Annotated in this window: 26 protein-coding genes; 1 reads left to right on the forward strand and 25 read right to left on the reverse strand. The window is 46.4% G+C overall.

The features are described from left to right. Positions 1-147: 147 nt before the first annotated feature. From spoIVB to AXI59_RS04345, 25 genes are all read right to left on the reverse strand, one after another. Entirely contained in the window at positions 148-1,428 is a 1,281-nt protein-coding gene (gene spoIVB, locus AXI59_RS04225) for a SpoIVB peptidase (protein WP_061527504.1), read from the reverse strand. Positions 1,429-1,593: 165 nt separating this feature from the next. Next, positions 1,594-3,324, reverse strand: a complete 1,731-nt coding sequence (gene recN / locus AXI59_RS04230; RefSeq protein ID WP_061522001.1) for a DNA repair protein RecN — start codon at positions 3,322-3,324, stop codon at positions 1,594-1,596. 31 nt (positions 3,325-3,355) lie between these two features. Beyond that, entirely contained in the window at positions 3,356-3,805 is a 450-nt protein-coding gene (gene ahrC, locus AXI59_RS04235) for a transcriptional regulator AhrC/ArgR (RefSeq protein ID WP_061522000.1), read from the reverse strand. A gap of 95 nt (positions 3,806-3,900) precedes the next feature. Continuing rightward, the gene (locus tag AXI59_RS04240) at positions 3,901-4,746 is read right to left on the reverse strand and encodes a TlyA family RNA methyltransferase (protein WP_061527505.1); all 846 of its coding nucleotides are present in this window, start codon (positions 4,744-4,746) and stop codon (positions 3,901-3,903) included. Beyond that, positions 4,743-6,644 (reverse strand): 1-deoxy-D-xylulose-5-phosphate synthase, encoded by a 1,902-nt coding sequence (gene dxs / locus AXI59_RS04245; RefSeq protein WP_061527506.1) that lies wholly within the window; start codon positions 6,642-6,644, stop codon positions 4,743-4,745. The genes AXI59_RS04240 and dxs overlap by 4 nt, the downstream gene beginning before the upstream one ends. A gap of 142 nt (positions 6,645-6,786) precedes the next feature. Next, positions 6,787-7,677, reverse strand: coding sequence for a polyprenyl synthetase family protein (locus tag AXI59_RS04250; RefSeq protein ID WP_061527507.1), 891 nt, complete (start codon positions 7,675-7,677; stop codon positions 6,787-6,789). Then, positions 7,667-7,921 carry an exodeoxyribonuclease VII small subunit gene (locus AXI59_RS04255; RefSeq protein WP_061521996.1) on the reverse strand — a complete coding sequence of 85 codons (255 nt, stop codon included), beginning with the start codon at positions 7,919-7,921 and terminating at the stop codon, positions 7,667-7,669. The genes AXI59_RS04250 and AXI59_RS04255 overlap by 11 nt, the downstream gene beginning before the upstream one ends. Further along, positions 7,918-9,264: an exodeoxyribonuclease VII large subunit gene (gene xseA / locus AXI59_RS04260; RefSeq protein ID WP_061527508.1), complete on the reverse strand. Its 1,347-nt coding sequence runs from the start codon at positions 9,262-9,264 to the stop codon at positions 7,918-7,920. Before xseA ends, AXI59_RS04255 begins: the two co-directional genes overlap by 4 nt. Positions 9,265-9,388: 124 nt before the next feature. Next, entirely contained in the window at positions 9,389-10,240 is an 852-nt protein-coding gene (folD, locus tag AXI59_RS04265) for a bifunctional methylenetetrahydrofolate dehydrogenase/methenyltetrahydrofolate cyclohydrolase FolD (protein WP_061527509.1), read from the reverse strand. Positions 10,241-10,252: 12 nt separating this feature from the next. Continuing rightward, positions 10,253-10,648 (reverse strand): transcription antitermination factor NusB, encoded by a 396-nt coding sequence (nusB, locus tag AXI59_RS04270; protein ID WP_061521993.1) that lies wholly within the window; start codon positions 10,646-10,648, stop codon positions 10,253-10,255. Positions 10,649-10,913: 265 nt separating this feature from the next. Further along, positions 10,914-11,321: an Asp23/Gls24 family envelope stress response protein gene (locus AXI59_RS04275; RefSeq protein WP_061521992.1), complete on the reverse strand. Its 408-nt coding sequence runs from the start codon at positions 11,319-11,321 to the stop codon at positions 10,914-10,916. 20 nt (positions 11,322-11,341) lie between these two features. Then, positions 11,342-12,694: an acetyl-CoA carboxylase biotin carboxylase subunit gene (gene accC / locus AXI59_RS04280; protein WP_061527510.1), complete on the reverse strand. Its 1,353-nt coding sequence runs from the start codon at positions 12,692-12,694 to the stop codon at positions 11,342-11,344. A 14-nt stretch (positions 12,695-12,708) separates the two neighbouring features. Further along, entirely contained in the window at positions 12,709-13,191 is a 483-nt protein-coding gene (gene accB, locus AXI59_RS04285) for an acetyl-CoA carboxylase biotin carboxyl carrier protein (RefSeq protein ID WP_061527511.1), read from the reverse strand. 152 nt (positions 13,192-13,343) lie between these two features. Next, a complete protein-coding gene (locus AXI59_RS04290) occupies positions 13,344-14,015 on the reverse strand; it encodes a SpoIIIAH-like family protein (RefSeq protein WP_061521989.1) in 672 nt (223 codons plus the stop codon). Positions 14,016-14,018: 3 nt separating this feature from the next. Further along, positions 14,019-14,708, reverse strand: a complete 690-nt coding sequence (gene spoIIIAG / locus AXI59_RS04295) for a stage III sporulation protein AG (protein WP_061521988.1) — start codon at positions 14,706-14,708, stop codon at positions 14,019-14,021. Beyond that, complete coding sequence (gene spoIIIAF, locus AXI59_RS04300) at positions 14,701-15,321, reverse strand: stage III sporulation protein AF (protein WP_061521987.1); 621 nt, start codon at positions 15,319-15,321, stop codon at positions 14,701-14,703. The genes spoIIIAG and spoIIIAF overlap by 8 nt, the downstream gene beginning before the upstream one ends. A gap of 16 nt (positions 15,322-15,337) precedes the next feature. Further along, a complete protein-coding gene (gene spoIIIAE / locus AXI59_RS04305; protein ID WP_061521986.1) occupies positions 15,338-16,546 on the reverse strand; it encodes a stage III sporulation protein AE in 1,209 nt (402 codons plus the stop codon). Between the two features lie 19 nt (positions 16,547-16,565). Further along, positions 16,566-16,961 carry a stage III sporulation protein AD gene (spoIIIAD, locus tag AXI59_RS04310; protein ID WP_082791722.1) on the reverse strand — a complete coding sequence of 132 codons (396 nt, stop codon included), beginning with the start codon at positions 16,959-16,961 and terminating at the stop codon, positions 16,566-16,568. A gap of 12 nt (positions 16,962-16,973) precedes the next feature. Further along, the gene (spoIIIAC, locus tag AXI59_RS04315; RefSeq protein WP_003153142.1) at positions 16,974-17,180 is read right to left on the reverse strand and encodes a stage III sporulation protein AC; all 207 of its coding nucleotides are present in this window, start codon (positions 17,178-17,180) and stop codon (positions 16,974-16,976) included. Positions 17,181-17,202: 22 nt separating this feature from the next. Next, entirely contained in the window at positions 17,203-17,718 is a 516-nt protein-coding gene (gene spoIIIAB, locus AXI59_RS04320; protein ID WP_061521984.1) for a stage III sporulation protein SpoIIIAB, read from the reverse strand. Beyond that, positions 17,712-18,635 (reverse strand): stage III sporulation protein AA, encoded by a 924-nt coding sequence (gene spoIIIAA / locus AXI59_RS04325; RefSeq protein ID WP_061521983.1) that lies wholly within the window; start codon positions 18,633-18,635, stop codon positions 17,712-17,714. Before spoIIIAA ends, spoIIIAB begins: the two co-directional genes overlap by 7 nt. Before the next feature lie 76 nt (positions 18,636-18,711). After that, positions 18,712-18,993, reverse strand: a complete 282-nt coding sequence (locus AXI59_RS04330; RefSeq protein WP_061521982.1) for a YqhV family protein — start codon at positions 18,991-18,993, stop codon at positions 18,712-18,714. A gap of 148 nt (positions 18,994-19,141) precedes the next feature. Next, on the reverse strand, positions 19,142-19,699 hold the full coding sequence (efp, locus tag AXI59_RS04335) for an elongation factor P (protein ID WP_061521981.1): 558 nt from the start codon (positions 19,697-19,699) through the stop codon (positions 19,142-19,144). A gap of 25 nt (positions 19,700-19,724) precedes the next feature. After that, positions 19,725-20,786 carry a M24 family metallopeptidase gene (locus AXI59_RS04340; protein WP_061527512.1) on the reverse strand — a complete coding sequence of 354 codons (1,062 nt, stop codon included), beginning with the start codon at positions 20,784-20,786 and terminating at the stop codon, positions 19,725-19,727. 129 nt (positions 20,787-20,915) lie between these two features. After that, complete coding sequence (locus AXI59_RS04345) at positions 20,916-21,452, reverse strand: YqhR family membrane protein (RefSeq protein WP_061521979.1); 537 nt, start codon at positions 21,450-21,452, stop codon at positions 20,916-20,918. 219 nt (positions 21,453-21,671) lie between these two features. On the opposite strand from AXI59_RS04345, the gene AXI59_RS04350 reads away from it, so the two are divergent. Beyond that, entirely contained in the window at positions 21,672-22,628 is a 957-nt protein-coding gene (locus tag AXI59_RS04350) for a DUF1385 domain-containing protein (RefSeq protein WP_061527513.1), read from the forward strand. The last annotated feature ends 35 nt before the right edge of the window (positions 22,629-22,663 follow it).

Genomic DNA, 22,663 nt, shown 5'->3' on the forward strand with positions numbered 1-22,663 from the left:
AGCATTTTCTAGGTTTTTCGACTAAAAATTAAGTTTGACAAATCAGGAAACGTGAATTTGTCGAAAAATCTTCTTTTCTTATTTTACATGAATCCCAGAAAGAAGTGAAGAACACAACAAATAAAAAAACTGCCGGATAACCGGCAGTCAGCTTGCTTTGTCTTTTCCGTATACATCAATTCCTGCTTCAGAAAGCATCCATTCGATATGAACTCCGTAGCCGCTCGTCGGATCATTGACAAATACGTGAGTCACGGCTCCGACGACTTTCCCGTTTTGGATGATCGGGCTTCCGCTCATTCCCTGAACAATTCCGCCGGTTCTTTTCAGCAGTTTCGGGTCTGTTACCTTTAACACCATTCCCTTCGTCGCCGGGAATTTTTGCGGTGTCGTACTGACGATTTCAATGTCAAATTTCTCTACCTTGTCGTTTTCAATGACTGTAAGCATTTGTGCGGGCCCTTTTTTCACTTCATTTGACAGGGCGACAGGAAGCGCTTTATCAGAAATGTTGTTTTTAATCGGCTGATGCAGCGTTCCGAAGATGCCAAACGGGCTGTTTCGGTTAATGTCACCAATCGTTTTCCGTTCTGAGGAAAACCTCGCCAGCTTCTCGCCCGGATTGCCGCCTGTCCCTTTTTCAATCGATGTTACGGTTGAACGGACGATTTCTCCGTCTTCAACCACGATCGGCTTTTTCGTATCCATATCAGATATAACGTGGCCCAGTGCGCCGTATTTTTTTGTTTTCGGTTCAAAAAAAGTCATGGTGCCGATGCCGGCTGCCGAATCGCGGATGTAAAGCCCGATCCGGTATTTTCCTTCTGCCTCATCCTTTGTCGGAATAAGCTTTGTCTTAATTTTTTGATTATCGCGTTTGACCAATAAATCCAGTGATTCCCCGGTTTTGCCCGCTTTTTGAATAAACGGGGCGATATCGTTCATTTTTTCAATTTTATGTCCGTTCATTTTGATAATGATGTCGCCTGCTTCAATTCCCGCTCGTTCCCCCGGAGACTTTTTTCCATCCTTTGTCATCACTTGATGAAAGCCGACGACCAGAACACCGACAGAATGTAACTTGACACCGATGGACTGGCCGCCGGGAATGACCTTCAATTCAGGAAGGACGCGTACTTTCGTTTTTTTAATGGGAAATCCGGCAAGATCATATACTACTTCTGACCGGCCTTGTTTTTGTCCCGTGATGCTTGTTCGGCCGTGATCTTGTTTAAGGGTAAAGGCTTCAGATAATTCGCCCTTTTCAGCGCTTATGGCTGCATTTGTTGAAACGGCCTGTGTCTGGTTTTCAAAGACGCTCGTTTGCGCCGGAATCAGTAAATATTCTTTAAATGGCTTGCAAAAGCCTACACTTAGTAAAGAAACAAGGAGAATTACACCTATTGCTTTTCTCATGTTATCGGGCATTCATTACTTCACTCTCCTCGCTCCTATCCCACACCACTTTCTTTTTCTGCTACATCTATACTTTTGCCTTTCTGAGCGTGATTTATAACCGGCATACAAAGAAAAACATTGGATACACTGTTAGAGAAATGGAACATAAAAAATAAGCTGCCTAGTCTCAGCAGCTTATCCTGTCGTTTTTACCTGGCCGGCTTGTTTTAAGAGCTCCTTCGCATGCCTTTTTGTCAGATCGGTGACCTCGACTCCTGCGATCATGCGCCCGATTTCCGCTACCTTGTCCTGCTTGGAAAGCGGCTTGACATGGGTTGTCGTCCTGCCGTCTTTTAATTCTTTAGCGATTAAAAGATGGGTATCGGCCATGGCGGCGACCTGCGGAAGGTGTGTAATGCAAAGCACCTGTGAGCCGGTTGATACTTTATGAATTTTTTCAGCGATGGCTTGTGCGACACGGCCGCTGACTCCGGTATCAACCTCATCGAATATAATGGAAGTAACATCCTGCTGGGAAGAAAAAATGCTTTTAATCGCCAGCATCACCCGTGACAATTCTCCTCCTGAGGCTACCTTTGACAGCGGTTTAAGCGGTTCGCCTGTATTGGTGGAGATTAAAAATTTCACGATATCAATGCCTTTTGGCGTCAGCTGTACCGGCTGGCCGTTTACAACCGGGGCTTCATCGGCAGACGGATCGGTTTTCACGAGAAATTCCGTATCGAAAGTGGATTTCCCCATATACAGGCTTTTTAATTCCTGATGAATGTCTTCAGCAAGCTTTTTGGCCCACGCTTTTCTGATTTTTGACAAATTAGCGGCCTCTACGGCCACATCTTTACCGACAGACTCCAATTCCTTTTTCAGTGTTTCAAGATGGCTGTCCCGGTTTTCAATCTGATCGATTTCTTCCTCAATTTTTGAGCCGTATTCTAAAATGTCTTCAACCGTCGCTCCGTATTTGCGTTTGAGCTGTTTGATTTCGTTTAAACGTGTTTCAATAAAATTAAGCCGTTCAGGATCAAATTCCAGTTCATCTAACAAATTGCGCATCTGAAATGTCGCATCCTCCAGCAGGTAATAAGAGTTTGAAACACTTTCAGACAGCTTTTGCAGCGGCTCATTGATATCAGAAATGTCATCGAGCTGAGAAGAAGCCATTCCGACCCAATCGAGTCCTCCCTGTTCGCTGCGGAGCGCGTTATAAGCGTTTTGCAGTGATTCATATATCTTTTCGAAATTGGATATTTGCTTGCGCTCTTCTTGCAAAGTTTCGTCTTCATTCAGCTCAAGCTTCGCCGATTCGATTTCTTCAAGCTGAAATTGAATCAGATCTAACCGATGGGCCATTTCCTGCTCGCTTTCAGACAGCTGCTTTACCTTTTTGAGCAGCTTCATGTAACGGACATATCCCTCCTGGTAAGCCTGAAGCGCTGCTTCGGCTTCGCTTCCCGCAAATTTATCCAAAAGCTCTAAATGCTTGTCGTCCTCCATTAACAGCTGGTTATCGTGCTGTCCGTGAATATCTAATAAAAGTCTGCCGATCTCCCTCAAGGCTGCAATCGTTACTAATTTTCCGTTAACACGGCACACGCTCTTTCCCCCGGCATTGATATCCCGTCTCATGACAATCATGTCGTCTGATGCGTCTATTCCCTGCTGGCGGCACACCTCAAAAACGGGATGGCCGCTTTCCAGCAAAAACAGCCCTTCAAGCTCGGCCTTTGTTTCCCCGTAACGGACAAATTCAGAAGATCCGCGGCCGCCGACTAATAAGGAAACGGCGTCTATAATAATCGACTTGCCGGCCCCGGTTTCCCCTGTCAGGACGGTGAGCCCCCGCTCAAACGAAATCGTCAGTTCCTCTATAATGGCAAAGTTTTTTATTGATAGTTCAGCTAACAAACAGCATTCCACCTTTTATCTGATAATTACGCTACAAGAGCTCCAGCAGACGGCTTTGAACACCTTCCGTATCTTCAGGCGTCCTGCAAATGATTAAGATCGTGTCGTCTCCGCAAATCGTGCCCATAATTTCTTCCCATTCGAGATTATCCATCAAAGCGCCGATAGCCTGGGCATTCCCCGGCATCGTTTTCAGGACGATCATATGGCTTGCCGAATCAATTTTTACAAACGCGTCCATTAATGAGCGTTTCAGCTTTGACAGCGGATTAAAACGCTGATCCGCCGGAAGGCTGTATTTGTAAGAACCGGTATTGGTCGGCACCTTTACAAGATGAAGCTCTTTAATATCTCTGGAAACGGTAGCTTGAGTTACCTTATACCCCTCTTCTCTCAGCATGTCAACTAAGTCATCCTGCGTTTCAATCTCATGGCTCGTAATAAGCTCTCTGATTTTTATATGCCTTTGGCCTTTCGTCATGTAAGCACCTCTGTTTCAAGCTGATCTTGTCATTATGTTAACCGCTTCTCTTTAAAAAGTACATGATTGCAGAAAAAAGGAATAATAGCCCCCTATTATTCCGGTACATCTGCTTTTTTTGCTTTTAATGTCTGATGTGCCTCTTCAACGGTGCGAAGAATGTCTTCTTCCGGCAGCTCTGCGCCGTTTTGACCTTCACCATCCCACCTCAAATGAAGCAAGAATTCAATATTCCCGTCTCCGCCGGTAATCGGTGAAAAGGACAGTCCTTTGCACACATACCCTTCGGCTGCGGAAAATTGAATCATGCGCCTGAGAACATCAGCGTGAACGCCCGGATCTCTGACAATGCCTTTTTTGCCGACTGATTCCCGTCCGGCTTCAAACTGCGGCTTCACGAGCGCGATGCAATCGCTCCCCGGCACAAGCAGTTTTTTTAACACCGGCAGAATTAAGCGGAGAGAAATGAAAGAGACATCGATTGTGGCAAATTCCGGCAAACCTTCTGTAAAGTCGGAAGGCTCCGAATAGCGGAAATTGGTCCGCTCCATCACCACAACCCTCGCGTCCTGTCTCAGCTTCCACGCAAGCTGATTGTAGCCGACATCTACCGCATAGGATTGTTTTGCGCCGTTTTGCAAGGCGCAATCAGTAAATCCTCCTGTTGATGAACCGATGTCGATCATGATTTTTCCTTCCACTGAAACGGGGAATTCCTTGAGGGCTTTTTCGAGCTTCAATCCGCCTCTGCTGACGTATTTGAGAGGATTCCCTTTTATCATTAACGGAAGGTCCCGGGCAATTTTTTCACCCGGTTTGTCCAATCGGTTTTCATTTGAATAGACGATGCCCGCCATGATGGCGCGCTTCGCTTTTTCCCGCGTTTCTGCGAGTCCTTTTTCTACAAGAAGTACATCTAATCGTTCTTTTTTTGCTGTCATGATCCAATTCCTTTATGTGTCTTCGGCGGCATCAGAAGTCTGATCCGGTTAATGGCCTCCGCTTTTGTCAGCCCGATTTCTTCGAGAAGGGCGGTTACGCTTCCGTGTTCAATAAATCGGTCAGGTATCCCCATTCTGTCAATCGGCGTATGGTACATGCCGAGGTCATGAGCGAATTCAAGTATTGTACTTCCGAACCCGCCTTCAAGCACGGCTTCTTCAATCGTTAAAATCGGCAGTCCTTCGTTAAGGATGGCCTTCATCATTTGTTTGTCAATCGGTTTAATAAACCGCGCATTCACGACACGCACGGAAAGGCCTTCTTTTTGCAGCTCTTCGGCTGCTTCAAGCGCCATTTCAATGGTTGTGCCGAACGTTAAAATAACCGCGTCTTTCCCAGGGCGGAGAACCTCCCATGTTCCGATCGGAATGGTTTTCAGCTCTTCATCCATTTTCACGCCGAGCCCGTTTCCGCGCGGAAAGCGCATGGCAATCGGACCTTCCTCATAGCTGAGTGCGGTGTTTACCATGTGGCGCCCTTCATTTTCGTCCTTCGGCATCATTAAGACGAGATTCGGTATATGACGCAAGAAGGCGATGTCAAATACACCTTGGTGTGTCTCACCGTCTGCACCGACTAATCCGGCGCGGTCAATGCCGATAAATACATTCGCGTTCTGGCGGCAGATGTCATGGACGACCTGATCGTAAGCACGCTGTAAAAACGTTGAATAGATCGCGAGAAACGGCTTCATGCCCTGAAGCGCCATGCCGGCTGCCATCGTTGCCGCATGCTGTTCTGCAATCCCCACGTCAAACATGCGTTCAGGGAATTCATTCGCGAACCCTTCCAGCTTTGAGCCGACAGGCATTGCCGGTGTAATGGCGACGATTCTGTCATCTTTGCGGGCAAGCTCTTGCACCGTGCCGCTGACGAGGCCGCTCCATGAAGGGGCCGCAGCTTTCGGCTTGACAAAATCGCCCGTATTGATTTTGTAAGGACCCGTACCGTGCCATGTACCGATTGTGTCCGATTCGGCCGGCTTATACCCTTTGCCCTTTTTAGTGATGACATGCAAAAGGACGGGGCCTTTTGTTTTTTTGGCATACTGGAGGTTTTCAAACAGTTCACTGTAGGAATGCCCGTCGACCGGTCCTAAATACGTAAAGCCCAGCTCTTCAAAAAACATTCCCGACACAAGCAAATATTTTAAGCTGTCTTTAATCCGTTCAGCCGTTGCGGCCAGTTTTCCGCCAACGGCAGGAATCCGCTTAAATAAATATTCAAGCTCATCTTTCACCCACTGATATTTGCCGGCCGTCCGAAGGCGCCCGAGCATAGAATGAATTGCCCCGACATTCGGCGCAATACTCATCTCATTATCATTCAGGATGACGATCATGTCTTTTTTTTCATCGCCGATATGGTTCAGCGCTTCAAGCGCCATTCCGCCGGTTAATGCACCGTCTCCGATAATCGGGATGATGTATTCTTTCGTTCCTTTAATATCCCGGGCGGCTGCCATTCCCATTGCGCCTGAAAGGGATGTCGAGCTGTGCCCGGTTTCCCATACGTCATGCTCGCTTTCGCTGCGCTTCGGGAAGCCGCAAAGCCCTTTATACTGGCGCAAGGTTTCAAACTCCTTGCCGCGTCCGGTTAACAGTTTGTGAACATAGGACTGATGTCCGACGTCCCATAAAAATTTATCTTTCGGACTGTCAAATTCTTTGTGCAGCGCGATTGTCAGCTCGACAACGCCGAGATTGGGCCCGATATGGCCGCCTGAGGCAGAAAGCGTCGTGATTAAAAAATTGCGGATTTCCTCACTCAGCTCTTCCAGCTGCTCTATTGACATGTTTTTAAGAAATGACGGGTCCTGTATTGATAAAAGATCCAAAGCGGATCAACTCACTTTCAGCATGAATTTCTGCAAATTGAACAGTGTCTTTTTGTCAAAAGAAAAAGACTTATTCTGTATTTTCATCGAAACTGCTTACATTTTACCATATCAGCGGCAGCCCCTTCAAATCAGGATCGTTTTAATGGTCTCTCGCCGCAATTAAATCGCAAAGGTCGTACAAAAGCTCTTTTTCCAGAGAAAGCCCGCTGATGATCTGTTTCGCTTCGCTTATATGATAAGCGAGCTTTTGTTTCGCGCCTTCTAACGTTAAAATCGAAGGATATGTTGATTTGTCATTTGTCGTATCTGAGCCTACGGGTTTGCCGATTTTCTCTTCATTTCCTTCGATGTCAAGGATGTCGTCCCGGATTTGAAACCCGATGCCGATATGGCTGCTGAACCGGCGCAGCTTTTCGATCTCATCCTCCGGCGCATCCGCCAAAATGGCGCCCGCCGTTACGGAAAAGCCGAGAAGCTTGGCCGTTTTCCGCTCATGAATCGATTCCAGCTCTTCCAGCGTTACTTGCCTTTGCTCCGCTTCCATGTCGGCTATCTGCCCGCCGACCATTCCTTCTGTGCCGGCGGCGGTGATCAGTTCATTCACGAGGCGGAGCCGTTTATTTGCTGAAACCGCATCAGATACATGAGCCGTAATGAGTTTAAAGCTTTCCGTCAGGAGCCCGTCTCCGGCCAATACAGCCGTCGCCTCTCCGAACACTTTATGGTTGGTCGGTTTTCCGCGCCGCAAATCATCATCATCCATACACGGCAGATCGTCGTGAATCAAAGAATAGGTATGGATCATTTCAACTGCGCAGCCGACAGGAATCCCGTCTTTTTCGTCTTTTCCGTACGCATTCAGCACGGCTAAGACGACGAGGGGGCGCAGTCTCTTTCCGCCCGCTTCCAAAGAATACAGCATAGACTTTTTAAGGGGGTCAGGCATCGCCAAGCGTTCAGTATACAAAAATAGCTGCTGTTCAATCGTTTTTTTGCGCGATGCTAAAAATGCTTCCAGTTTATTTGTCACCTTCGTCTTCCTCCTGAACGCTGAAAGGTGCAAGTTCTCCGTCATCTTTTAAAATAAAGTCCATTTGCTTTTCGACATGCTGCAATTTTTCATGGCACATTTTTGAAAGAGCCATTCCTTCTTGAAAATAATTAATCGCCTGCTCAAGCGGCACGTCTCCTTCTTCAAGCTTTGCCACTATGCCTTCAAGGCCTTTCATCGCCTCTTCAAATGTCATCGTTTCACTTTTTTTGATTTCTGTCATTTTTGTTCGCCTCTCTTTTGCAATACTTCACACGTCAGGACGCCGTCAGTCAGCTTTACTTCAAGCTGATCGTTTTGTTCGACTTGATCGACGCTTTTAATCAGCTCTTCTTCTTTGTAGGCCAGACTGTATCCTCTCTCCATTACGTGCAGCGGGCTTAATGCATTTAGTTTACCAAGAACCGTTTGAAACTGCGAGTGAAGCTGCTTCAATTGGAAGTTCATGCTTCGTGTCAGCTGATTTGTGCGATCCTCGTACCGTTTTCTTGCCTGCTTCAGCTGGGCCTCTGGGTGGAGTGCGGATAATCTGTAAGTGTCACGCTCCAGCTGCCTGTGCTTCCGGTCTAACAGCGCTGTAAGCTGTGTTTGGAACTGCTGATACAGCAAATCAAACTGCTGCTCTTTTTGTGTGTACAAGCGTTTCGGGAAACGGAACGCATATGAAGACTGCAGAGTTTGAATCCGCTCTTTTTTCTGGCTGATGTGCTGCTGCATTGCTCTTGTCAATCGGACTTCTGCCGTTTTTGTCCGTTCCATTAAGTCAGTCGTGTGCGGAACGGCGATTTCTGCCGCTCCCGTCGGCGTTGCGGCCCGGATATCTGCGACAAAGTCACTGATGGTGAAGTCCGTCTCGTGCCCGACCGCCGAAATTATCGGAATGGCTGAAGAAAAGATGGCACGGGCCACGATCTCTTCGTTAAATGCCCACAATTCTTCGATCGAACCTCCGCCTCTCCCGACAATCAGGACGTCACACATCTGTTGTGCATTTGCTTCTTCAATGCGCTTAACAACCGACCTGCTGGCATTTTCACCCTGAACGAGTGCGGGAAGAACAATGACTTTCACTAGGGGATATCTTCTTTTAAGAGTGGTAATTACGTCTCTGACAGCCGCTCCCGTCGGAGACGTCACAACCCCGATTGTGGCTGGAAAAGCGGGGATTGCCTGTTTATGCCGTTCATCAAACAACCCTTCACCGGCAAGTTTTTTCTTTAATTCTTCATATGCTAAGTAAAGCGCCCCCACTCCGTCCGGCTGCATTTCTTTTGCATATAATTGATAGCTTCCGCTCGGTTCATACACGGAGATGCCGCCTCTGACGATCACTTTCATCCCGTCTTCCGGTTTAAACGCAAGCCTTGAACTTTGTCTTTGAAACATAACGGCCTGCATGCGGGCATGTTCGTCTTTTAAAGTAAAATAAATGTGGCCCCTCGTATGGATTTTAACGTTGGAAAGCTCTCCCTTAATCCAAATATCTTCAAGATGAGGGTCTACGTCGAATTTTCGTTTAATATATTTTGTCAGTGCGGAAACCGTGACATATGCTGCTTCACCCATGTCCTGCACTCCTTTCATAAAGGCTTCTTGCCCTAAACTAAGAAAACCCGCTTTGGCTGAAAGGAGCCTTAAGAAGCGGGTATCGTGCTCATTGTCACACCGCGGTGTGATTGTCTCCGGTTATCTATGATAACGTACGTCTTGCAGATTTAACAGTATTATGCGCAAGCATCGTGATGGTCATCGGACCTACTCCGCCCGGTACCGGCGTAATGAAGGATGCTTTTTCCTTTGCCTCTTCAAACGCAACGTCGCCGCAAAGCTTTCCGCTTTCGAGACGGTTGACGCCGACATCAATGACAATAGCTCCTTCTTTGATTTGATCGGCTTTGATGAAATTGGCTTTACCGACCGCAACCACAAGAATATCTGCTTTTTTTGTATGCTCGGACATATTTTTTGTACGGGAATGGCAATATGTGACGGTCGCATTTTCGTTCAGCAGCAGCTGGCCGACCGGTTTACCGACAATATTGCTTCGTCCGACTACAACAACCTCTTTGCCGGAAAGGTCTACGTTTGTTTTTTTCAAAAGCTCAACGATTCCGTGCGGCGTGCATGGAAGAAACGTATCTTCGCCAAGCAGCATTTTTCCGACGTTGAGAGGGTGGAAGCCGTCAACGTCCTTATCAGGGGAGATCCGCTCAATCACCGCTTTTTCCGAAATATGGTCCGGAAGCGGCAGCTGGACGAGAATTCCGTGAAATTCAGGATTTTGATTGTACTGATCAATGATATCGAGAAGCTCCGCCTCGGTTAAGCTTGTGTCAAAACGGTCAAGCTTAAAATTCATTCCCATTGTTTCAGCCGCTTTTTTCTTCCCTGTGACATATGAAACAGACGCGGGATCGTCCCCGATTAAAATGACTGCTAAGCCCGGCACTACGCCTTGTGCTTTCAGCTCTTCTACTTCTTTTGCCAATTGTTCGCGTTTTTCTTTTGCCGTTTCTTTTCCGTCGATGATTGTTGCAGTCATTTTTCTTTCCTCCTATGATTGTTCGATATCAGTTTTAATGTTAGAAAGAACCCCGTTTACGAATTTTGCAGCTTTATCGTCGCCAAACCGTTTTGCCAGCTCGATTGCTTCGTTTAATGACACATTTGCCGGAATGTCGTCCGCATACACCATTTCATATACCGCCAATCGCAAGATCGCGCGGTCCACGTTTGCTATCCGATCAAGTTTCCAATTCACAAGATGGCCGGAAATCATTTCATCGAGCTGAATTTGATGCTCAATCACTCCGTACACCAGCTGTTCAAAAAAGGAATCGGTTTTTTCCTCATCAAGCGCATGCCTAATGGCCTCGTTCGGTGCAATATCGCTGACATCAATCTGAAAAAGTGCCTGCAAAGCTTTTTCTCTAGCTGTTCTTCTTTTCATTTTCTTTCTCCTTCAGATCTGCTTTATCCGCTTGTCGTTAAGCCTAAAGAGATCATAACATATTTTTTTCTCAATCGCATGTCGAAATTTAGGTTTTTTCACCCTAATACCGAATAATTTTATCGACCCTTTGAATATCGTTCGGATTTCACAGCATGAAGAAACTCGGCTGCCGTTATGTAAGCCGGCTTTCTTCATGCCTGAAATGAAGGGTAACGTATAAAAAACCAAAGGGCTGCCCATCCCCTTGGTTTTTATACGCTCATTACATTTCTTCGTCGATTTCGACTTCTTGGGCCTTCGTGTCAAATTGAATGCCGACGATATGAATATTAATTTCATTAATGGTCAGAGACGTCATGTTTAATAAAGTTTGGCGAATATTCTCCTGAACGCTTGCCGCCACTTTCGGAATTGAGACCCCGAATTGAACAACGCAGTAGACGTCAATGGTGATCCCGTCATCGGCTAAATCGACCTTTACGCCTTTGCCGTGATTGATTTTGCCGAAGCGCTCTACAACGCCGGTGGCAAAATTGCCGCGCATTTCAGCGACGCCTTCTACCTCGGAAGCGGCGATGCCGGCAATGACTTCAATGACCTCAGGAGCAATTTCAACCTTGCCTAAATGAGCTTCATCTTGATCCATTTTAAGCAAACCGTTGTCTTTCATTCAATTCACCTCCACAAAAATTATGAGCCCATTACATCATATGTTTCTAAAAACTTTGTATTAAACTCTCCGCTGACAAATGTTTCGTGTTCAAGCAGTTTCAGATGGAACGGAATGGTTGTTTCGATGCCTTCGATGACAAATTCGCTTAACGCGCGCTTCATTCGTGCGATCGCTTCATCTCTCGTTTTTCCGTATGTGATGACTTTGGCAATCATGCTGTCGTAATACGGCGGGATGGAATAGCCCGGATATGCGGCTGAATCGACACGGACGCCGAGTCCGCCCGGCGGCAGGTACATTTTAATTTCACCCGGTGAAGGCATGAAGTTTTTCGCAGGATTTTCAGCGTTGATGCGGCATTCAATCGCCCAGCCGTTAAATTCAACGTCTTCCTGTCTAAGTGTCAGCTCCAGTCCGGATGCCACCCTGATCTGTTCTTTAATCAGATCCGTTCCCGTCACCATTTCTGTGACAGGGTGCTCAACTTGAATACGCGTGTTCATCTCCATAAAGTAGTAGCGCTGTTCTCTATAGTCATAAATGAACTCAACTGTGCCCGCTCCGGTATAACCGACGGCTTGCGCTGCTTTTACCGCAGCTTCCCCCATCTGCTCCCTGATTTCAGAATCAAGCGCCGGTGACGGTGTTTCTTCCAGCAGTTTTTGCAGGCGTCTCTGAATGGAGCAATCACGTTCCCCGAGATGGATCGTGTTTCCGTAATTGTCCGCGAGCACCTGAATTTCAACGTGGCGGAAATCTTCTATATATTTCTCGATGTACACACCCGGATTTCCGAATGCCGTAGCGGCTTCCTGCTGGGTAATTTTAATGCCTTTGATCAATTCTTCTTCTGTACGCGCAACCCGGATGCCTTTTCCGCCTCCGCCCGCAGTAGCTTTTATAATGACAGGATACCCAATTTCACGTGAAAGCGAAACCGCTTCTTCGGTATTTTTAATAATTCCTTTTGAACCGGGCACGATCGGCACACCGGCAAGCTGCATCGTATCGCGTGCAATATCTTTTGTCCCCATTTTAGAAATGGCGTCCGCCGTAGGACCGACAAACGTCAAGTTTACTTCAGCGCATAACTCGGCAAAGTCGGCGTTTTCAGCTAAAAAGCCGTATCCCGGATGGATCGCATCGGTGCCGGTCAGTTTTGCGACGCTGACGATGTTTGTCACATTTAAATAGCTGTCTTTTGATGCTTTCGGCCCGATACAAAAAGCCTCATCGGCCATTTGGACATGAAGGGCGTCTTTATCGGCTTCAGAATAAACGGCGACAGTTTCAATCCCCAGCTCTTTACAAGCCCGGATGATTCTGACGGCAATTTCTCCTCGGTTGGCGATCAATAGCTTTTTTATCATAATGGCAGGTCTCCTTACTCAGCTTTTACAAGAAATAGAGGTTGTCCGTATTCGACCAGCTGGCCGTTTTCAACTAACACTTCAACGATTTCTCCTTTAACTTCCGCTTCGATCTCGTTAAAGAGTTTCATTGCTTCGACGATACAAACCACTGTATTTTCGCTCACTTTTGAACCTTGCTTCACGTAAGGGCCGGCTTCCGGTGATGAAGAAGCGTAAAACGTTCCTACCATCGGTGACGTGATTTTGTGAAGGTTCTCATCTTGTTTCGGCGCTTCTTGCGCAGGAGCAGCTTCCCGCACTTCCGGTTTTGCAGCCTGCGGAGCAGGAGCAGGAGCAGCGGCAGGAAGAGCCTGGGCTTGTCCTGTTACATGCACAGCCGGCGCTTCATTTTTTTTCAGTTTTAAGCTTACGCCTTCATTTTCATAAATAAATTCATCAATGGATGATTCATCAATACGTTTTATCAGTTCATGAATTTCGTTAATATTTAACATCAGTTCCACTCCTATGTATAAAAATAGAAATTTATAGGTTGCTACTAAAAGTACATACTATGTTTATCTTACAGGAGCGGTTGTGTAAATTCAACTGTGATCTAAAATGACACCAGAAAAGCCCGCAGTGTATGCGGGCGTTTTTTGACTCTTTATTTGGACGGTTCAAACGTGACCGCGACATCCTTCATCGTCTTGATTTCTTTCGAGACGAGGTCAATGATGGCGGAGGCTTTTGCGTTTGAGTGTTTGTCTGACTTCACCGTAATGTTGATTTTGTCTCCTTCGGCGTTAACGAGTGCATCTTTGTAGCCCTGTGTTTTAATTAAGGTTTCGAGCTGCTTTTCCGTTCCTTCGGCGTCACTGAGAGCCGTCATTTTATCGTAGGCTTCGCTTTTTTCCTTTGCCGTTGCATCATCGCTTGATACGATGCTGTTTAATTGTTCTCTTTCTTTGCTCCGGGCATCTTCCAGTTCCATGCGGTATGCCGTAAATAAGTTGTCATCAGCTGTTTGTGTGACGACAGTGCCGTCTTTTTCTGAGGCGTCGGCTGATGTTTCTTTATCCTCTTTTGTGCCTTTCGAGTCTTTTGAGTCTTTCAAGTCTTTCGTTCCTTTTGTTCCGTCTTCTTTTTCCATTCCAGGCTCGCTTTTTTCCTTCGTTTCTTCCTTAGCCGGCGTTTTTTCAGTCGCGATTTCTCCGCTGCTTTTTTCACTTTTCATTTGCACGGCATTTTTGCTTTCCGGCGACATAATATAGTAAACACTTAATACCACGACGAGACTGAGCATTGTTAAAAGCCAAACCGTTTGTTTTTTCAGCATAATTTATGAATCCTCCTTGATTTTTTTAGGGGCAACCGCTACACGGTAGCTGGGAACGTCCAGCACCCTTGTGACGGCATCAATGATGGTTTTTTTTATTTGAACGTTGTCCACTCCTTGAGCGACAACGAGTACACCGCGGATGTCAGGCTTTTTCGTTTGGACGGCGACCGGGGTTTCCTGATCCCCGTTTCGTATCATGACGATTTCTTCTTCAGAGGTTTGGTCAGTAACGCTTCTTTTGCCGCCTTGTTTATCTGTTTCCTCAGTTGTGGTGTTTTTTTTCGTTTTGTTTTTCTCAAACACTTTTAAAGACGTTGCATCTACATTTACGACAATCGAGACGTCCTCAACGCCGATGATCGTCTCAAGGATTTCTTTCAGCTGGTTTTCGTATTCCCTCTCGTAATCATCGATCGTGTTTTTGGCGCTGCTATCTTTTGAAGCCTTAAAGACGGGAGCCGTTTTTTGGCTGCTTTTCCCCGTTTGGCTCGTTATTGCGGTTTGGACCGCTTGGTTCTTCCCGGTTTTCTCCGGTGAAGACAGCAGCTGGCTGACAAGCATGAAGGATACCCCCAGCACGAACACGAACAGAAAGTAGTGGTATTTTGTCAGTTTAGGTTTTTCTCCGTCTTTCGCCTGTCCGAACATCAGCTGTTTTTTCAGCATGTTCCATAATCCGTTTTTATTCATGGCCGTTTTTCTCCCCGCCTTCCATATAAACCGTAATCTTCTCACTGCCGATTTCCCATATATCCGCAAGTTTCTTTTTAATATCGCCGGCTTTCTTTTTTTCAGCGGCGTCGCTTGGTTCGTATTTGCGGTCTGTGCGGATGTCGATCGGTGCGACGGTTTGCACGGTTTTTTCAGAAGATGGGGCCATATACACGCTGATCGTTTTTACATCTTCTTCTGAACGAACCTGTTCTCCCGCTGTAAGGCGGATGTCGTCTACTTTGTATTCGTCATGACTGAACATCTCCTCCGCTTTCTTTTTTAGTTGGACAGCCATTTCTTCTAAAACATATGCGCGACTTGATGCTTGTATTTCTTTTTTTTCTGAATTGATTTGATTTTTTATGTCAGCCGATTGAGATTGCTCTTGTTTTGTCAAATAATCAAAGATGACTTCCGGGTCTGTTTTGAAAAGTGTAAAGATCGGATTGAGCATGACGACGATTAACAGCAGGCTGACAACCATTTTCGCGTATTTTTGCATACTGGAGCTGGGCAGAAGCATGTCGATGACGATTGCAAAGAAGATAAATAAAATGATGCTTGTCAGCCATTCTGTTAAAAAGCTCATATACAAAAGGCCCCCTTTATTTCATCATCATGGTGAGGTTGCCGGCTGTGATAATGACGGTGATGCTGAGGAAAAACATGAGAGAGACGATAGCGAGCGCCGCAAATATATACAGCACGCTCCTGCTGATCACGCCGAGACAGGTGATGACGGGTCCGCCTCCAAGCGGCTGAAGAATAGCGGCTGCAAGCTTATATATAAAGGCGAGAGAAAGCACTTTAATCGCCGGGAAAGCGGAAATGCAGATCAAAATCCCGACTCCCAGCAATCCCACCGTATTTTTTAATAAAAGAGAAGCGCTGATCACTGTATCCGTCGCATCCGTAAACATCCGCCCGAGCACGGGGATAAAATTTCCCGTAATAAATTTGGCCGTTCTGAGCGTAATCCCGTCCGTGACGGCAGCCGATGCGCCCTGAACGGAGATGACCCCGAGAAAGACGGTGAGAAAAACCGCGAGCGCCCCGATCGCGATATTCTTCAGCAAATTGGCAAGCTGCGTCACCTTATATTGATCTGTCATCGTGCTGACGATGCTTAAAATGGCTGATAGGAAGATAAGCGGCATGACGATATTTTGAATAAGAAGGCCGCTCGTATTCATCAGAAATAAAATAACGGGGTGAAAAAAGGCGGCAGAGACGGCTCCCCCGGAAGACGCCATCAGAGCCAGCAGCATCGGGATGAGCGCGAGAATGAAACTCGTCATTGTCTGTATTGCCTCACTGGCATAATTGACGGCCACATGAAAGCTGTTTAAAGCGAGAATGATAAGCACCATATAGACAATCGCATATGCGACCTTACTCACGGTGCTTTGCTGAAACGCATTTTGCAGAAGCTGAAGAATGACACAAAAAATGGTGAGAAGAATCAAGGTTCCGAGAAGCTTGCCGTTTGCGAGCACCTCATGAAACAGATAGGAAAACAAAGCCTTCAGCCATTCCTGCGGTGAAAATTTCTTTTCGCCGTTGATAAAGTCAATGATGCTTCCTTTTTGGCTTTCAGGCAGAAGGCCGCCGTATTCAGTCATGATGTCATCCCAAAACTTTCCGATGCCTTCTGTTTTCAGCGCTTCGGCCTGCTTTTTAGCCACTTCTTCAGCCGATTCTTGCGGGATTGCGGTTTCCTGCGCCGTGCCGCTCGTTCCGGCAGCTTGTACATATTCCGTTTGAAGAAATAAGATGATGAACAAAAAAGCCCCCATCCACCGAAAGCGCTTCATTTTTTGTGCCTCCTTTCGTTTATGATGAAGAAGGAATAAGTCCGAGAATCGTTTCAATAATAACGGTTAAAATCGGCACAGCCATCACGAGAATTAAGATTTTTCCCGCGAGCTCTATTTTTGAAGCAATCGCTCCCTGGCCCGCATCCTTCGTAAGCTGTGCTCCGAATTCAGCGATATAGGCAATGCCGATAATCTTTAAAATAGTTTCCACATAAATCATATTGACGTTTGCATTCACAGCTATTTTTTCAATCATTCTGATAATGTCATAGATCTGGTCGACGAGATAAAGAAAGATCACACAGCCGCTGAAGACGACAATCATAAACGCGAATGTCGGTTTCTGTTCTTTTACGATCAGGGAGAGAAATGTAGCGATCAGCCCTAAACCTACAATTTGAACAATTTCAATCTGTAAGCCCCCCTATCCTTGAAATAGAAACACAGCTTTGATCTTTTTAAACAGGTCATCGACAATCGTCGCCACCATAAATAAAATATAGATAAAGCCAAGCAGCGTCACCCATTGGGCGTATTCTTTTTTCCCCATTTGGTCCAATATGGTATGCAGAAACGCGACCACGATACCGACTCCGGCGATTTGAAAAATGACATTTACGTCGACTCCCATTTTATGTTTGCTCCCCTCATGTTTACATCAATAGAAGAATGAGTAACAGTCCGGCTAAAAATCCTAAACTTTTCACCATTTTTTCATTTTTCGCCTGAGCCCGCCCGGCATCCGCTTCCGCCGCTTCCAAATGTGTAAGCGCAAGCTTGATATGTTTCTGCTGAGAAACCCGGTCATGAAGCCCAAGCGTCTCTCCAAATTGTTTGAGTACGTCATATTCGCTTTTTTTCATCGCCATGGAGTGCCAGGTTTTTTTTAGGCTTTGCTCCCAAGCCGTTTTGGCAGAATCGCTTCCCTTCTCAAGCCTGTCGCTAAAGATTTGAAACAATAACGATACAGGCCGGGAAAGCTGTTTGGCAATTTGGCCTGACGCTGTGTGCAGCGGTGTGTGCCCATACATAATTTCCGCCTCAAGTGATTGCAGCGCCGCACGCAGCTGGCGGATCTGCCTTGGTCTTTCTACGTAGATTTTCGCGATTTCAAAACCTGTCCACGTCGTCGCCGTCAATATGAACATAGCGCCTAAAAGCTTCAGCATGTGATCACGCCTTCCGCCCGCGTAACCGGCTCTCCGCCGCTTCCGTACATCCGGCTGATCGTACCGGGCCCGCGGCGTCTGGACAGCTCAACATAGCGGTCGAATACTTTCTCCTCCCACAGCAGCTTCAATGACGGCCTCTTCACCAAATCTTTCATATTCCATCCGTGCGCGGATACGATGACGGATACCCCTGCATGCAGCGCCTCCATCAGCGCCTCTGAGTCTTCCATTCTCCCGATTTCATCCACGATAATGACGTCGGGGCTCATCGAGCGGATCATCATCATCAGCCCCTCTGCCTTCGGGCAGGCGTCCAGCACGTCTATCCTTTGGCCGAAATGATGCTGAGGGACCCCCCGCAGGCAGCCGGCAATTTCAGACCGTTCATCCACGATGCCGGTCTTTTTTGCCGGAATGCTTTTCGTTCCGCTGCTGGAAACCCTCGCCAAATCGCGGAGCAAAGTTGTTTTTCCTGTTTGCGGCGGACCGATGATCAGTGTGTTCAGCCAGTTTTCCTTCCACAAGAAAGGAATGAGCGGATCTGCGATTCCAAGCTTTTCCCGGGCGATCCGTATATTAAAAGAGGTAATATCCCGGAGTCCTTTGACGGCTCCGTTTTCAACAATCACTCTTCCGGCCAGCCCCACCCGGTGGCCCCCTCTGATCGTGATATATCCCTTTTTCAGCTCTTCTTCCAGCGTGTACATGCTGTAATTGCTGAGCCGGCTGAGGATGAGTTGCGCGTCATTGGGCGTGCAGATATAAGACAAAAACAGAGGTTGTCCTTTTTGAATCAGTTCAACCGGCCTGTCGATACGTATTCTGATTTCTTCTGTGTCACGCCGCTTTTCTTCCGGCACGGCGGAGATGGCATGCCTCATTAATTCCGGGAGAACCTCTGTAATTTCATTCAATAGAGTCTCCTCCTTTTTACCGATTGGCTTCTTTAAAATGTATGACCATGGACAGACTTTATGACAAATCTCTCCGCTATTTATGGACGCCCGCCAAAATCAGAACCACGCCTGTAAAAATCAAAATCAGCTTTGCATAAGAGAGCTGCCCTGCAATCTGGTAAATGCCGATTGTCATTGTAATAATAAAGATCAACGGGCCGATGATCGCCAAAATACTATTGACTACAATCGCTTTTCTAATGTCGTTTGTGACGAGCATGATGATGGCGGCTGATAGTTCAATAACTGAGGACAAAACTCGTAAACCGGCCATCGTTAAAACGGTAGAATTGATTGAACCAAACAAAAATTTCATTGCAATCCCCCAACTTCAAGCGTTTTGTTACACTATATGCTCTAGCTGCCGGAAGTAGTCTCAGTATTTTTCGTATAAAAGAAAGATTCTGGTTGAAACGCAAAAAAAGCCTGCTCCTGTAAAAGGAGCAGACTCTATAATCTCTTTACTACGCTCTTGACACGTAAGAGCCGTCTGATGTATTGACAACAATCGTATCGCCTTCGTTCACAAAGAACGGCACGTTTACGACAAGACCCGTTTCAGTTTTGGCAGGTTTCGTGCCGCCTGAAGCCGTATCGCCTTTAATTCCCGGCTCTGTTTCAACAACTTTCAGTTCAACCGTGTTCGGCAGTTCAATACCAAGCGTTTCAGATTGATACATCATGATATGCACGGACATGTTTTCAAGCAGGTATTTCAATTCATATTCAATTTGGCTTGCGTTCAGTTCAAGCTGTTCGTATGAACTTGTATCCATGAATACGTGCTGATCTCCGTTAGCATAAAGATATTGCATCGTTTTCGTTTCGATTTGGGCTTTCGCCACTTTTTCACCCGCACGGAATGTTTTCTCCTGGATGGCGCCTGTGCGCAGGTTGCGGAGTTTAGAACGGACAAATGCCGCTCCTTTTCCCGGCTTTACGTGCTGGAAATCAACGACGCGCCAAATGCCGCCGTCCACTTCAATCGTTAGTCCTGTACGAAAATCGTTAACTGAAATCATGTTTTACGTCCTCCTATATTCCCAATCACAAAATAATTAATTCTTTAGGGGAATGCGTAATTGTCCGGTTGCCGTCCTCTGTGATGATAATATCATCTTCGATTCTGACGCCCCCTATTTCCGGTATGTATATGCCCGGCTCAACCGTAACCGCCATGCCAGGCTCAAGAACGGCCGATGATCTGAAAGACAGTCCGGGCGATTCATGGACTTCCATGCCGAACCCGTGGCCTGTCGAATGGCCGAAGTACCGGCCGTAGCCTTTTGCAGAGATGTGATCCCTCGTCAAGGCATCCGCTTCTTTTCCTGTCATGCCAGGCTTAATATGCTGAACGCCGAGTGCTTGGGCATCGAATACGACCTGATAAATCTCTTTCAGTTTATCACTCGGCTCTCCCACCGCGACAGTACGTGTAATATCAGAACAATAGCCTTTATAGTAAGCGCCGAAGTCGAGCGTGACAAAGTCTCCGTTTTCAATTAATTTGCCGCTTGCCACTCCATGCGGAAGGCTTGACCTTAAGCCTGATGCGACAATCATATCAAAGGAAGAACCGTCGGCTCCTTGATGCCTCATATAAAATTCAAGCTCATTGGCAACTGAAATTTCAGAGATGCCGGGTTTGATAAACGTCAGGATATGTTCAAACGCATCATCTGCAATCTTCGCAGCCTCCTCTAATATCTTAATCTCTTCACTTGACTTAATCAAGCGCAACTTTTCCACCGAATCCGCGACGGGAACCATCTCTGCTTCATTTAACACCGCATGATATGACGCATATGTGCCGTACGTCATGCTGTTTTGTTCAAAGCCGAGCTTTTTAATGCCAAAATCAAGGATCGTGTCGGCAGCCGTTTGAATTAAGCTTCCGCTGTGTTCGATAATCTCAAAGCCTTTCACTTGAGCCTTCGCCTGCTCAGTGTACCGGAAATCTGTGATGAATGCCGCTCGTTCTCCTGATATCACCGCAAGGCCGGACGAACCCGTAAACCCCGTCATATACTGCAAATTGGCGGCGCTTGTCACAAGTATTCCGTCTATCCCCAGCTGACCGAAAAGATTTCTCAATTTCTCAAGTTTCATTCTCTTTCTCCTCCTTGCCGATTCTTGACTATCGCCTGACACCGCGGGAGAGCATGCCCGCCCGGTTTTCAGCATAAAAAATGTTCACTTCTCGTGAACATTTTACCATACCGCACATGGTTTATACACTTATTCACTTGTCTTGCCGAGCGCTCTGGCAAGCTTGTCTGACGTCAGCTCATTGTAGGCAAATGAGATCGAATACCCGACAAACACTCCATACATAATATATAGGCACAGCGTCGTCACGATTGTATCTGATTTCAATTCAGTCACGGACCGTACATCCTGAAAAATCGGATTGAACAAGAAAAAAACAGCGAACCATAAAATAACGCCGTACACCATACCGGGCCACATGGTTTTAAAACGTTTTAAACAGACAAAATAAATGAACGCTCCGGCAATAGAAATCAAACCGATAACAACGATGCTGATGATTGTGCCGAGCCATTGTTTTTTCCATTCTCCGATCATAAACGGCTGAAGAATCATATTCGGGCTGATCTCCGAAAAATGAAAGATATAACCAAGATAGCCGATCAAACTCCAAAATACGCCTCCGGCAAACCCTATCCCGCAGATTCTGCCTGTAAATGAGACGGGCTGGTGTTCATCTTGTTTATTTTTTTCTTCTTGTTGTTCTGTATTTTTTTCGTTAGTCATCATGGCACCTCCATTCATAGAGTGCCCAAAAAATGAAAAGTCATAAAGAAGCCCACATTATTTTCATGAGATGAGTAAAATTTCTAAATAAGGGTAAACTGCTTATAGAAAAAGCATTGATTTTCCAGCTGTCTAACTAGAGGTTTACCGCTGTTTCCTGTACAATAGAGTGAAAGGAAATGGTTAGTAATCCCAAGAAAACAGGCAGGTTGATAATCGATGTCAAAACAAAAAACGCCGCCCGCATACGGCGGGCAGGCAGTCGTTGAAGGCGTGATGTTCGGGGGCAAACGGAATTATGTGACCGCCATCCGCAGAACTGACGGAAGCATAGATTTTTTCAGGCTGCCGAGAGTGCCGAACGCCAAACTGGCAGCCTTTAAAAAGATTCCGTTTTTACGCGGCATTATTGCCCTTATTGAAGCAAGCGCCAATGGCACAAAGCATTTAAACTTTTCAAGCGAACGTTACGGGCTTGATCCTCTTGACGACGATCAGCTTGAAAATGAAGAAAAGAAAGGCTCGGGCTTATCCATGTTTTTCAGCCTGGCAGTAATCGGCGTGATATCGTTTTTGTTCAGCAAATTCGTTTTTACGCTCGTCCCGGTCTTTTTAGCGGAGCTCACGAGGCCGGTTTTTCCCTCAGATGCCGCGCAGATCGGAATAGAGAGCCTGTTTAAGCTAATTCTGCTTCTCGGCTACATTTATTTTTTGTCGATGACGCCGTTAATTAAAAGAGTGTTTCAATATCATGGAGCCGAACATAAGGTCATAAACTGTTATGAACAGAATTTGCCAATTACGGTGGAAAATGTTCAAAAACAGTCCCGGCTTCATTACCGGTGCGGTTCAAGCTTTATATTATTTACGATCATTGTCGGCATGTTTGTGTATTTACTCGTTCCGACAGATCCGCTTTGGGTGCGTATTTTAGACAGGATTGCGCTTATACCGATCGTCCTTGGCATCTCCTTTGAGGTGCTGCAGCTGACGAACAGAGTGCGGAATATCCCCGTTTTGAAGGTGCTCGGTTATCCCGGCCTTTGGCTGCAGCTTTTAACGACAAAGGAACCTAAAGATGACCAGGTCGAGGTTGCGATAGAAAGCTTTAACGAGCTTCTCAGACTGGAGGACATCTCAGAACAGAGAGAAAAACCGTCTCACAATGTGATCTAAACCGTTACCTGTTATTATTTTCGGAGGTGGGCATT

The organism is Bacillus nakamurai (genome assembly GCF_001584325.1).
Taxonomy (GTDB): Bacteria; Bacillota; Bacilli; order Bacillales; family Bacillaceae; genus Bacillus; species Bacillus nakamurai.

Coding starts and splice junctions, on each gene's coding strand:
- ahrC (WP_061522000.1), bottom strand. CDS start 3,805: ATGACGAAAGGCCAAAGGCATATAAAAATCAGAGAGCTTATTACGAGC.
- folD (WP_061527509.1), bottom strand. CDS start 10,240: ATGACTGCAACAATCATCGACGGAAAAGAAACGGCAAAAGAAAAACGC.
- AXI59_RS04255 (WP_061521996.1), bottom strand. CDS start 7,921: ATGACAGAAATCAAAAAAAGTGAAACGATGACATTTGAAGAGGCGATG.
- AXI59_RS04330 (WP_061521982.1), bottom strand. CDS start 18,993: ATGAAATTTTTGTTTGGTTCAATCAATTCTACCGTTTTAACGATGGCC.
- spoIIIAB (WP_061521984.1), bottom strand. CDS start 17,718: ATGCTGAAGCTTTTAGGCGCTATGTTCATATTGACGGCGACGACGTGG.
- spoIIIAG (WP_061521988.1), bottom strand. CDS start 14,708: ATGAATAAAAACGGATTATGGAACATGCTGAAAAAACAGCTGATGTTC.
- spoIIIAF (WP_061521987.1), bottom strand. CDS start 15,321: ATGAGCTTTTTAACAGAATGGCTGACAAGCATCATTTTATTTATCTTC.
- spoIIIAE (WP_061521986.1), bottom strand. CDS start 16,546: ATGAAGCGCTTTCGGTGGATGGGGGCTTTTTTGTTCATCATCTTATTT.
- spoIVB (WP_061527504.1), bottom strand. CDS start 1,428: ATGCCCGATAACATGAGAAAAGCAATAGGTGTAATTCTCCTTGTTTCT.
- nusB (WP_061521993.1), bottom strand. CDS start 10,648: ATGAAAAGAAGAACAGCTAGAGAAAAAGCTTTGCAGGCACTTTTTCAG.
- spoIIIAC (WP_003153142.1), bottom strand. CDS start 17,180: ATGGGAGTCGACGTAAATGTCATTTTTCAAATCGCCGGAGTCGGTATC.
- AXI59_RS04350 (WP_061527513.1), top strand. CDS start 21,672: ATGTCAAAACAAAAAACGCCGCCCGCATACGGCGGGCAGGCAGTCGTT.
- efp (WP_061521981.1), bottom strand. CDS start 19,699: ATGATTTCAGTTAACGATTTTCGTACAGGACTAACGATTGAAGTGGAC.
- AXI59_RS04345 (WP_061521979.1), bottom strand. CDS start 21,452: ATGACTAACGAAAAAAATACAGAACAACAAGAAGAAAAAAATAAACAA.
- xseA (WP_061527508.1), bottom strand. CDS start 9,264: ATGGGTGAAGCAGCATATGTCACGGTTTCCGCACTGACAAAATATATT.
- accB (WP_061527511.1), bottom strand. CDS start 13,191: ATGTTAAATATTAACGAAATTCATGAACTGATAAAACGTATTGATGAA.
- AXI59_RS04240 (WP_061527505.1), bottom strand. CDS start 4,746: ATGACAGCAAAAAAAGAACGATTAGATGTACTTCTTGTAGAAAAAGGA.
- AXI59_RS04290 (WP_061521989.1), bottom strand. CDS start 14,015: ATGCTGAAAAAACAAACGGTTTGGCTTTTAACAATGCTCAGTCTCGTC.
- AXI59_RS04275 (WP_061521992.1), bottom strand. CDS start 11,321: ATGAAAGACAACGGTTTGCTTAAAATGGATCAAGATGAAGCTCATTTA.
- AXI59_RS04340 (WP_061527512.1), bottom strand. CDS start 20,786: ATGAAACTTGAGAAATTGAGAAATCTTTTCGGTCAGCTGGGGATAGAC.
- accC (WP_061527510.1), bottom strand. CDS start 12,694: ATGATAAAAAAGCTATTGATCGCCAACCGAGGAGAAATTGCCGTCAGA.